This window comes from Niallia circulans NBRC 13626, from assembly GCF_001591585.1.
Lineage (GTDB): Bacteria > Bacillota > Bacilli > Bacillales > Cytobacillaceae > Niallia > Niallia circulans.
Map to the genome: position 1 here is coordinate 80,723 of NZ_BCVE01000018.1, position 10,694 is coordinate 91,416.

At 36.6% G+C, this 10,694-nt stretch carries 11 protein-coding genes; 9 read left to right on the plus strand and 2 right to left on the minus strand.

From position 1 onward, the window contains the following. Positions 1-45 precede the first annotated feature (45 nt). The 5 genes from fabL (at position 46) to BCI01S_RS18675 (ending at position 4,536) form a co-directional block, all read left to right on the plus strand. Positions 46-789, plus strand: a complete 744-nt coding sequence (gene fabL / locus BCI01S_RS18655) for an enoyl-[acyl-carrier-protein] reductase FabL (protein ID WP_047944930.1) — start codon at positions 46-48, stop codon at positions 787-789. A 153-nt stretch (positions 790-942) separates the two neighbouring features. Continuing rightward, a complete protein-coding gene (locus BCI01S_RS18660; RefSeq protein WP_047944917.1) occupies positions 943-1,125 on the plus strand; it encodes a gamma-type small acid-soluble spore protein in 183 nt (60 codons plus the stop codon). Between the two features lie 232 nt (positions 1,126-1,357). Beyond that, positions 1,358-1,621: a YgaB family protein gene (locus tag BCI01S_RS18665; protein WP_047944915.1), complete on the plus strand. Its 264-nt coding sequence runs from the start codon at positions 1,358-1,360 to the stop codon at positions 1,619-1,621. Between the two features lie 185 nt (positions 1,622-1,806). Then, positions 1,807-2,337, plus strand: a complete 531-nt coding sequence (ntdP, locus tag BCI01S_RS18670; protein WP_047944913.1) for a nucleoside tri-diphosphate phosphatase — start codon at positions 1,807-1,809, stop codon at positions 2,335-2,337. Between the two features lie 450 nt (positions 2,338-2,787). Beyond that, on the plus strand, positions 2,788-4,536 hold the full coding sequence (locus tag BCI01S_RS18675) for an ABC transporter ATP-binding protein (protein WP_061800636.1): 1,749 nt from the start codon (positions 2,788-2,790) through the stop codon (positions 4,534-4,536). A gap of 44 nt (positions 4,537-4,580) precedes the next feature. Here the strand turns inward: BCI01S_RS18675 and BCI01S_RS18680 are convergent, their stop codons facing one another. Next, positions 4,581-5,666, minus strand: coding sequence for an FUSC family protein (locus BCI01S_RS18680; RefSeq protein ID WP_047944910.1), 1,086 nt, complete (start codon positions 5,664-5,666; stop codon positions 4,581-4,583). Positions 5,667-6,083: 417 nt separating this feature from the next. Then, on the minus strand, positions 6,084-7,388 hold the full coding sequence (locus BCI01S_RS18690; RefSeq protein WP_061800640.1) for a glutamate-1-semialdehyde 2,1-aminomutase: 1,305 nt from the start codon (positions 7,386-7,388) through the stop codon (positions 6,084-6,086). Positions 7,389-7,604: 216 nt separating this feature from the next. Here BCI01S_RS18690 and BCI01S_RS18695 point away from each other — a divergent pair, with 216 nt between their 5' ends. The 4 genes from BCI01S_RS18695 (at position 7,605) to BCI01S_RS18710 (ending at position 10,519) form a co-directional block, all read left to right on the plus strand. Continuing rightward, positions 7,605-8,009: an ion channel gene (locus BCI01S_RS18695; RefSeq protein ID WP_047944907.1), complete on the plus strand. Its 405-nt coding sequence runs from the start codon at positions 7,605-7,607 to the stop codon at positions 8,007-8,009. 69 nt (positions 8,010-8,078) lie between these two features. After that, complete coding sequence (gene bcp, locus BCI01S_RS18700; protein WP_061800641.1) at positions 8,079-8,549, plus strand: thioredoxin-dependent thiol peroxidase; 471 nt, start codon at positions 8,079-8,081, stop codon at positions 8,547-8,549. Between the two features lie 381 nt (positions 8,550-8,930). Further along, positions 8,931-9,374 carry a peroxide-responsive transcriptional repressor PerR gene (perR, locus tag BCI01S_RS18705; protein ID WP_016202777.1) on the plus strand — a complete coding sequence of 148 codons (444 nt, stop codon included), beginning with the start codon at positions 8,931-8,933 and terminating at the stop codon, positions 9,372-9,374. 272 nt (positions 9,375-9,646) lie between these two features. Continuing rightward, positions 9,647-10,519 (plus strand): nucleotidyltransferase-like protein, encoded by an 873-nt coding sequence (locus tag BCI01S_RS18710; RefSeq protein WP_061800643.1) that lies wholly within the window; start codon positions 9,647-9,649, stop codon positions 10,517-10,519. Positions 10,520-10,694: the final 175 nt, after the last annotated feature.

Here is a 10,694-nt window from a genome sequence, read left to right on the forward strand (position 1 = left end):
AGAGGTAAAATGAGAAGTAAATGGATGGGAAAGGAATTAATAAGAATGACAAACAAAGTAGCATTAATTACAGGAAGCAGTAGAGGAATCGGAAAGGCAACAGCCATTCGCTTAGCCAAAGAAGGCTATGATATTGTTATCAACTATGCAAGAAGCAAAAAAGCAGCACAAGAAACTGCTGACGAGATTACGGCGCTTGGCAGAAAAGTGCTTCTAGTAAAAGCGAATGTTGGAGATGTAGACAAAATAAAGGCGATGTTTGCAGAAGTAAAAGCAGAGTTTGGGCGCTTAGATGTATTTATTAACAACGCAGCATCTGGGGTATTACGACCAATTATGGAGTTAGAAGAATCTCACTGGAATTGGACAATGAATATTAATAGTAAAGCCTTATTATTCTGTGCGCAAGAAGCAGCGAAGCTAATGGATAAAGGCGGAAAAATCGTTAGCATCAGCTCGCTGGGAGCGATTCGCTATTTAGAAAACTATACAACAGTTGGAGTGAGTAAAGCTGCTGTAGAGGCCTTAACTAGATATTTAGCGGTAGAATTAGCACCGAAAAATATTGTAGTAAATGCTGTTTCCGGTGGAGCAGTTGATACCGAGGCATTAACACATTTTCCAAATAGAGAAGAATTGCTTCAAGCGGCAGCGGAAAAAACACCGGCTGGCAGAATGGTCGAAATGGAAGATCTCGTCAATACCGTCATGTTCTTAGTAAGCGATGATGCAAGCATGATAAGAGGACAAACGATTATTGTGGATGGCGGTATTTCGTTGCTAGTATAAGCGGGCCGGGCGGTTTGGTTTGTGGAAAAAAGGAGATTTCCTATAAAGGAGAACTCCTTTTTTTTTCTATCGATATGGATTTTATTGGTAATAAAAAACTTTGGATAGAAACGAAGTGTCTGGGACAAATTAATAGGCGTGGAGGTGATATTCATGGCTAAAAAAGCTGGTGCTACACAAAGTGGAACTAACATTCAAGAAGTAAAACAACAAAACGCTCAAGCAGGCCAAGGTCAACAATTTGGTACTGAATTTGCAAGCGAAACAAACGCTTCAGAAGTAAGAAAGCAAAATCAACAAGCTGAATCTAGAAAATCTCAAAACACAAGCAAATAATGCAAACAAAGGGCACTTCACTTACGGGAGAGTGCCCTTTGCTTTTGTTATCGAAACTTTTTATGTTCGACAAAACTTCTTCTTTGTCTACAGAAGTAGTCAAAGGAATTAACATACATACGAAGAAATAGTAAAAGGTAGAGTTAATAGAAAAAGGGCCGTTCCCTTTTTATAAGTTGAAACATATAAATCAATACAGTACCTAAAAATGAAGAGTAGGATGTGTTTTTTCATGGATGTATTTAATGGTTTAGTTGGAGAGCAAATGCGAATTATGGAAAAACTGCTATATTTACAAGGAGAATTAGAAAGGTGTGAAGAGATAGAAGCACAACTACTAATTCTCCAAAAAGAAACGGAACTAAAAGAAGTGCAAATAGAAATCAGCAATATGAAGGAAGAGCTAAAGAAAATACAAAAAATCTTTGAATTACAAACAGAAAAAGTTATTAAAGTCTACCAAGAAAATGAACTAAAACTATCATCTAGTTCATAAAAATATGGAATATTTAAAACCATTGTGTAATTTCAATGGTTCTTTTGTTTTAAATTTACTAGAGAACCGTTATAATAAGAAAAAAGAGGAATCGTACTTTGTTGCCTTAAAGGAAATAATGAATCGCTTTTAGTATGTAACAGGTTACAAAGCGTCCGTAAATAGAAAGTAGGGGAGAAATAAAAATGGGCGTACCTATCGAGGGTGAACCAATACAAATTCACAGTTATAAGCATAATGGGCACATCCATCGAATCTGGGACGAAACAACAATACTTAAAGGGACGCAGAACTTAATTATAGGTGGCAATGATCGTACAATTGTTACGGAATCAGATGGAAGAACGTGGGTAACACGTGAACCGGCAATCTGTTATTTTCATTCCCAACAATGGTTTAATGTCATTGGCATGCTTAGAGAAGATGGCATTCATTATTATTGCAACCTAAGCTCACCGTTTATTTACGATGGAGAGGCACTTAAGTATATTGATTATGATTTGGACATCAAAATCTTTCCGGATATGACATTCAATTTACTAGATGAAGATGAGTATGAACGTCACCGCCAAGAAATGAAATATCCAGAGGTCATTGATCGTATTTTGAAGACGCAAGTAACGCAATTAATACATTGGATAAGACAAAGAAAAGGTCCCTTTGCACCAGATTTTGTTGATTTGTGGTATGAAAGATACTTAACGTACAGAAGTTAATATGGATGACTGAAAAAAGCATGTTGAATTTCAGCAGGCTTTTTTCTTATGCATTCGCTGCGAATAGTGATAAAATGGTTCATTGTTATTAAAACGATTAAGAGTTTGAAGATTGATGGCTCGTGGGCCGTTTGGTTTGGGGAATGAGTGATGTTTAGAGGGGATTGATTCTGTGCCCGATTTGGTTTTGAAAGTGAGTTGAAGAAAATAGAGAGGGGCTCACTGTGTCCGAAGCGAAAAGAAAATGCGCGAACCGAGAAGAAAGAGTGGAAAAAGGTAAAAGAGACCCATCCCTCTGTGCCCGTTTCAAAAGAGCACAGAGCAGATCAGCCATGCTCACCAGTTTACGCGCTATCTTTCACAGTATTTTTAACAGAATGAGCTAAAATGAAGTTTTCCAAACACAAAAAAAGGAAAAAGAACAAATGCAACATAGAGAGGGGAGTATATGTGGACAGTATTAAAAGGTATATGACCTTTGTAAAGCCATACCGCTGGCAAATCATAGGTACAATCATTATCGGCATTGTGAAATTTGCCATTCCGCTATTAATTCCATTGTTATTAAAATATGTAATTGATGATATTATCAATAATCCAGCCTTAGATCAGGCAACTAAAATGAGCAATCTGTGGACAATCATGATTATTATGACCATTGTCTTTATCGTGGTGAGACCACCGATTGAATACTATCGTCAATATTTCGCTCAATGGACTTCTAATAAAATTCTGTATGATATTAGAGATCAGCTTTTTATGCATCTGCAAAAATTGAGCCTGAAATATTATTCCAATACCCGTGCAGGGGAAGTTATTTCCCGTGTCATAAATGATGTGGAACAAACGAAAAACTTTATTTTAACCGGCCTAATGAATTTATGGTTAGATGCCGTAACGATTTTGATTACAATCGGAATCATGTTCACGATGGACGTAAAGCTAACATTTGTCTCTATTATTTTACTGCCGTTTTACGCGCTTTCCGTTAGCTACTTTTTTGGGAATTTACGCAAATTAACAAGAGAAAGATCCCAAGCTTTAGCAGGCGTACAAAGCTTTCTCCATGAAAGAGTCCAAGGAATTTCGGTTATTAAAAGCTTTGCGACAGAAAATCATGAACAAAAGCATTTCCAAAAGTATAATAATACCTTCTTAGAAAAAGCGGTCAATCATACGAAATGGAATGCGAAAGCGTTCGCTGTCGTCAATACGATTACCGATATTTCGCCATTGATTGTAATTGCCTATTCAGGCTACCAAGTATTGAATGGCGATATATCACTTGGAGCGATGATGGCATTTTTTGCGTATATTGAAAGATTATATAATCCATTGAGAAGATTAGTGAATTCCTCTACGACCTTAACACAGTCTATCGCATCAATGGACAGGGTGTTTGATTTAATTGATGAAAAATACGATATTCAAGATAAACCAAATGCAGTTCCTTGTACAAATGTAAAAGGAGATATTACTTTTGAAGAAGTGGACTTTGCTTACGATACAAACGATCCGAAAGTATTAGATAATATTTCCTTACATATTAAACAAGGAGAGACAGTAGCATTTGTTGGGATGAGCGGTGGCGGTAAGTCTTCCTTGATAAGTCTTATTCCAAGATTCTTTGATGTAACAGGAGGGAGAATTCTCTTAGACGGAATAGATATCAGAGATGTGCAAGCACGTTCCTTGCGTGATCAAATTGGAATGGTTCTGCAAGAAAATATTCTCTTCAGTGAATCAATTAGGGAAAATATTATGATAGGAAAGCCTAATGCGACTGAAGAGGAAGTAATTGCCGCTGCTAAAGCTGCCAATGCTCATGACTTTATCACCCAGCTTCCAGAAGGGTATGAAACAAAAGTGGGCGAAAGAGGCGTGAAATTAAGCGGCGGTCAGAAGCAAAGAGTAGCAATTGCACGTGTATTCTTGAAAAACCCGCCAATCTTAATTTTGGACGAGGCCACTTCTGCCTTAGACTTGGAAAGTGAACAGTCCATTCAAGAATCACTAGAAGAACTGGCCAAAGACAGAACGACCCTAATTGTAGCCCATCGTTTATCTACGATTACTCATGCCGATCGCATCATTTTGATTGAACATGGAAAAATTATGGAAGATGGTACACATGAGGAACTAATGAAATTGCAAGGTCATTATCACGATCTATTTCAAATTCAGCAATTAGGAAATTAGAGATAAAAAAGGATCCAGAAGCAAGTACTGGATCCTTTTTTATTTTACTCTTCAATCGTTACATCAGCTTCATGCTGATGATGAACTTGAATGGAAGTGATTAATGTATCTAGATGCTCTACATTCTCGTCATATTCAATAATGGCAGAAACAATTTGCATCATATGATATTGCTTTAATTCTTCTTCATTTTCAAGTACGGATGGTTCTGTCTCTTTATAGTAAAGCATTAACTCTTGGAAAAGCATATTTCGGTCAAGAGAAATGCTGCCTTCTTCAAAAACAACATTTGGCTTTACTTTTCCAATAAATTTAAGCATGACATGTTCATGATGGTGAATAAGGCAGTCAAGCTGCTGTTGAATAATATTTTGAAAATCCTCCGGCAAACTTAATAACTCATTTTCATATCGATGAATCTTTTTCAAGGTTTGAAAAGATTTCTTTAATGTGGCAATCATTTGCCGGTAAATGACTAATTTTCTCGTTTTTAATAAAGTTGTTCTTTTAAAATAATTCCGCTCTTCTTTGTACAGGATATATAACTGATCAATGCGCATTAAACGTTCCGACATTTTATCGATATCATTCTTTAACAGACTATGTTCCGATGCATGTCTAATGTTTAGGCGGATCCATTTTGTTATTTCCTCACTTAAATCGGAAAGTTGATTGTACAATTTATTTTCATACTTAGGTGGTATAAAAATCAGATTGACAGTCGAAGCAGAAAGAATTCCGAGCATTACCGTCGAGAAGCGAATAATCGCAAAGGTAATGAAATCATCTGTAGGTGATTCCATAATGGCAATCAAGGTAACTACAGATAAAGTAATTGTCTTTTCTAAGTGTAATTTTAAGTTGATTGTAATAACAATGATGGCGGCAAGTCCAATAATAAAAACGTTGTTACCAAAGCTTAATACAAAGATGACTGCGATAATAGCACCAATGATATTGCCTTGTACTTGTTCAATGATCGATAAATAAGAACGATAGACAGTTGGCTGTATAGCAAAAATGGCAGAAATTCCTGCGAAAACAGGAGTTGGTGCATTTAAAAGTTGCGCTAGAAATAAAGCTAACACGATGGCGATTCCTGTTTTCAGAACGCGCGCTCCTAATGTCATAAATAAGTGTTCCTTTCATTTAATCTTTCTAACTATTTTCTTATACCCCTTACTTTTTGCGAAAAACACGAAAAGTAAACACAATAATGTACTATACATTGATTAGATGTGAACTTCAATAGACTGATGACTGATTTTTTCTTTTTTCGAAGGATTTTAAAAAAATGGACATATTGTTGTTAAAATTGAAATGGTTTTACATAATAGTAGAAGGTGTAAAACGTTCTAATGGGGGACTGATTTCCGCTGAGGGCGCGGGGCAGGCGGGGAGTCTTCTCGGCGTTCATTCCGCTTCAATCATCTGTGGTGGAATTTTAGAGAGAGCTTATATCTATTTAATTTAAAAGAGGAAGAGATAGTAGATCACTTTTGTGAAAATAAAAAAGGTCCAGAATTCCTCTGAACCTTTTTCTAAACTTAAAACTTATATTCTTCTTTTAATGCAGCGAACGCTTGGTCAACCGCGTGCAGGGTTGCTTCGATATCTTCTTCTGTATGCGCGATAGTGATGAACCATGCTTCGTATTTGGATGGTGCCAGCATGATTCCTTGTTCTACTAATAGCTTGAAGAAGCGGCCAAACATTTCACTGTCAGTGCTTTCTGCTTGTTTGTAGTTGTAGACCTTCTCGGTAGTAAAGAAGACAGTAAGTGCTCCTTTTAGGCGGTTAATAGTAATTGGAACATTGTATTTGGCAGCTGCTTCTAAAATGCCATTTTCTAATAATGCGCCTAATTTATCGAGATGATCGTATACGCCTTCTTGCTTTAATACTTCTAGACAAGCGATTCCAGCTTGGATGGAGGCTGGGTTTCCAGCATGAGTTCCTGCTTGGTATGCTGGTCCAACTGGTGCCACTTGATCCATGATTTCTTTTCTTCCGCCATAAGCGCCGATTGGAAGACCGCCGCCGATTACTTTTCCTAAGGCGGTCAGGTCAGGGTAAACACCTAATAAATCCTGTGCTCCACCGTAAGTAAAGCGGAAAGCAGTAATTACCTCATCATAAATAACAAGTGCGCCTGCTGCATGTGTTAAATCATTAATTCCCTGTAAAAATCCTTCCACTGGTTCAACAATTCCAAAGTTCCCAACGATTGGCTCGACAAGAACGGCGGCCACTTGATCACCCCATTTATCCAATGCATCTTTATAGGCATCTAAATCATTGAAAGGAACCGTGATAACGTCTGCAGCAATTACTGCAGGAACACCGGCAGAATCTGGTGTGCCAAGCGTAGAAGGACCTGAACCAGCTGCGACAAGCATTGGATCAGAGTGACCATGGTAGCATCCAGCGAATTTGATGACTTTATTTCTGCCAGTATACGCGCGAGCAACACGAATGGTAGTCATTACTGCTTCTGTTCCAGAATTCATAAAACGGATTTTTTCCATGGAAGGAATTGCTTCCTGCAGCATTTTCGCGAATTTCACTTCATGCGGAGTTGGCGTTCCGAATAATAGGCCAGTTTCTGCAGCGCGTGTTACTGCCTTTGTAATATGTGGATGAGCATGTCCTGTAACAATCGGACCGTATGCAGCTAAATAATCGATATATTGATTTCCGTCTACATCAAAGAAGTAAGCACCTTGTCCTCTTTCCATTACGATCGGTGACCCGCCGCCAACCGCCTTATAAGAGCGCGAAGGACTGTTGACACCTCCGACAATAATCTCTAAAGCTTCTTCATGCAATCGTTCTGAATTTGTATGTAACATATAAACCTCCTATAAATCGTATCATTCTATAAAAAATACCTTCCCCCATTTTAGCACTTTTTAAAAGAAGTTAAAGGGAAACAGCTTTTTAACCTAAGAGTACCTTTCCTACGTTTTCAATAGGAGAAATGGATAAACGAATAAATAAACAAGACAAGCATAGATATTAATGATAGAGGAATCACATTTATTGCAAGGAAGTAAGGAGGTAAGGAAATGTTTTATGTCTTATTAGCACTCATTCTATTTTTTATTGCAATGAGCTTAAAAACACTATTTGTTCCTTACCGCAGAAAAGAAAAATGGGTCTCATTCGAGAATTTTATGTACTTAATTTTTGTCTATATCACCATTATGATTGGCTTTGGTCTAATCTATACATTATTCCAGATGAATGGCATCCCGGTTTATAATGATGGACAGGCGCCTTCTTTAAACTATGACTTCTTTCATACACTCCATACGAGTATTTATTTTAGCGGGGTGACCTTATTTTCCGTAGGGTTTGGTGATTTAATGCCAATTGGTATGGGACGAATGGTTGTCCTTATTGAAGCATTGATCGGATACACGATTCCTGCTGCTTTTGTAGCACGAGCAGTATTTGATCTGAACAACTAGCAAACTGCTTTTCTTGATTCATGGAAGCATTTTAGGTAGGCTTGAATAAAAAAGCAAAGGCGGGATAATATGTCTGTTCATATTGGAGAAGCAGTGCCAGATTTTGAATTAGAAGCAAATGATGGAGAGAAAATAAAATTATCCGATTATCGAGGGAGGAATGTTGTCTTATATTTTTATCCGAAAGATATGACACCAGGATGTACAACAGAAGCATGTGATTTTCGCGATAATCATGAAGATTTCCAAGGTTACAACGCAGTAGTACTAGGAGTCAGCCCTGATCCGATTGCAAGACATCAGAAATTTATTGAAAAGCACGAGCTGCCATTCCCATTATTATCGGATGAAAATCATGAAGTAGCGGAAAGCTTTGATGTCTGGAAATTAAAAAAGAATTTCGGAAAAGAGTATATGGGAATTGAAAGATCAACCTTCTTGATCGATAAAGAAGGGAAGCTTGTGAAGGAATGGCGCAAAGTAAAAGTCGCTGGTCATGTAGAAGAAATCAAACAAGCTTTAGAAAAAATCGAAGCCTAATTTTTAAGGTAGGGACTTTTGTCCATTCATTAAAAGCCGAAGAGCATATTGTATAGTGAGCATATACCTCCTCATATATATGTCGGTGGCCAACGAAAGCGTTCGTTGGTCTTTTTTTATGGAGAAAAGGGGAAATGGATAAAACTTCTGGTGAAAAAAGTAAGGTCTCATGCATATAATGTAAGTGTATTATCAATAACATCTTAGCATCGACTATTATGTAATAGTATCTATTGTTAAATAATCATTATTGTTTATTCAGATTGTTCATACATCTAGAAAACCGCGCTCTTACAGTAACTGTGTTGACAAAACCCTCCTATTATTAGTACACTATTTATAAACATTATAAAATAAGAATATCTTTTAGAAATGGGGTGCATGTCCGTGGAACATAATGAGTTGCAAGAAGCTCTTGATAAGCTGAAAGAAACAGGAGTGCGCATTACCCCGCAGCGTCATGCGATACTTGAATATTTAATAAGCTCAATGTCACATCCGACTGCCGATGAAATTTATAAAGCACTTGAAGGCAAATTTCCAAATATGAGTGTAGCCACTGTTTATAATAATTTAAGAGTTTTTCGTGAAGTGAATTTAGTAAAGGAACTGACATACGGAGATTCCTCCAGCCGGTTTGATTTTATAACTTCTCACCATTATCATATTATCTGTAAAGAGTGTGGCAAAATAGTTGATTTCCATTATCCAGGACTTGATGAGGTAGAGCAATTTGCCAGCCATGTTTCAGGATTCAAAATCAGCCACCACCGTCTGGAAATTTACGGTACTTGTCCTGATTGTGCTCAAAAAGAAGCGCACTAATGTAGAGAATAGAAGAGGCTGTCTTTTTAAGAGTTACTTTCGTATAAACGTAGCGAGGGGAAATCTTAAAAAGATATCCTCTTTTTTCTGTTTAATCGTTGAAACGAGACTGAAATATTATATGGCAGAAATGATAGCAAAAAGTAATTCTATTTTTAAACAAGTTATAGTAAGATTTCATGTATGCCTTGGAAATAGGGCAGGATTTTAAGAGAAAATGTCGAAATAATACGAAACGAATAAAATTTATTCATGGAGATGGAGGAATAACGATGGAAGATATTCTTCGTCCTATATATCAAGAAAGAGCTAGCCAGACAAATACATTGGGCGTATTAATCATTGATAAGAAACAAAATGAAATGACTGTGACAGATACTTTTGATACAGTCATGCTAATTATTGTGAAAGAAGCAGAACAGCCTGTTTTTATCAAGCACTATACATATGCAGATAAGAAAGCGGCTCTACATATTGTTACAGAAAAACAATTAAGAAGCTGGATTTTATTAGGGAATAACAAAAGAATTTTTGAATGGATATATAATGGGAGAGTTGTTTTTGATCGCAATGAATTTATTTATCAACTCAAAAATGAGTTGAAAGAATTTCCCGTTAACGAAAGAAAACAAAAAATGGCGCTAGAATTCGCCAAGCTTATTAAACGATATATGGATGGGAAAGCGTTCTTTGAAAATAAACATTATCTGGACGCCTATAATGATATTGTTCATTCCTTACATCATTTAGCTCGATTAGCTGTGATCGAAAATGGATTCCACCCAGAAGTAACCGTATGGAGCCAAGTAAAACAAATGGAGCCAGAAATCTATAAACTATATGTAGAATTAGTAAATAGTGATGAACCCATTGAAAAGAGACTCGAGCTATTATTCTTAGCAAGTGAATTTTTAATTCATTCAAGAATGAGAACAAGCACAAGCTATATACTCGATATATTAAAAGAAAAAGACGCTTGGACATTTAACGAACTGTTAGAAAAAGAAGAACTGCTTATCTACGCAGTTGATTTAGGAATGTTGATCGAATACTTAATCGATAAGCATTTAATAGAAGTAGTCAACATTTCTACGAAAAGCCCAGGTGTTTATCATCGATGCTATCGTGTTTTAGAAAAAAAATAAAAAAGTTTTAGAAAAAGTGTTGACCATTATCGTAGAATAATGTTATATTAATATCCGTCGCTGAAACAACACGAACTGTTGAAGTAAACGACGGAATAGAATTTCTAAAAAACACTATTGACAATAAAGGTTGATAGATGTTATATTAGGAAAGTCGCTTCCTAAGTGACTAACT

What these genes read in the sequence shown, in the direction of transcription:
- BCI01S_RS18680 (WP_047944910.1), bottom strand. Translation starts at nt 5,666, where the DNA reads ATGACATTAGGAGCGCGCGTTCTGAAAACAGGAATCGCCATCGTGTTA.
- BCI01S_RS18695 (WP_047944907.1), top strand. Translation starts at nt 7,605, where the DNA reads ATGTTTTATGTCTTATTAGCACTCATTCTATTTTTTATTGCAATGAGC.
- BCI01S_RS18665 (WP_047944915.1), top strand. Translation starts at nt 1,358, where the DNA reads ATGGATGTATTTAATGGTTTAGTTGGAGAGCAAATGCGAATTATGGAA.
- fabL (WP_047944930.1), top strand. Translation starts at nt 46, where the DNA reads ATGACAAACAAAGTAGCATTAATTACAGGAAGCAGTAGAGGAATCGGA.
- ntdP (WP_047944913.1), top strand. Translation starts at nt 1,807, where the DNA reads ATGGGCGTACCTATCGAGGGTGAACCAATACAAATTCACAGTTATAAG.
- bcp (WP_061800641.1), top strand. Translation starts at nt 8,079, where the DNA reads ATGTCTGTTCATATTGGAGAAGCAGTGCCAGATTTTGAATTAGAAGCA.
- perR (WP_016202777.1), top strand. Translation starts at nt 8,931, where the DNA reads ATGTCCGTGGAACATAATGAGTTGCAAGAAGCTCTTGATAAGCTGAAA.
- BCI01S_RS18690 (WP_061800640.1), bottom strand. Translation starts at nt 7,388, where the DNA reads ATGTTACATACAAATTCAGAACGATTGCATGAAGAAGCTTTAGAGATT.
- BCI01S_RS18710 (WP_061800643.1), top strand. Translation starts at nt 9,647, where the DNA reads ATGGAAGATATTCTTCGTCCTATATATCAAGAAAGAGCTAGCCAGACA.
- BCI01S_RS18660 (WP_047944917.1), top strand. Translation starts at nt 943, where the DNA reads ATGGCTAAAAAAGCTGGTGCTACACAAAGTGGAACTAACATTCAAGAA.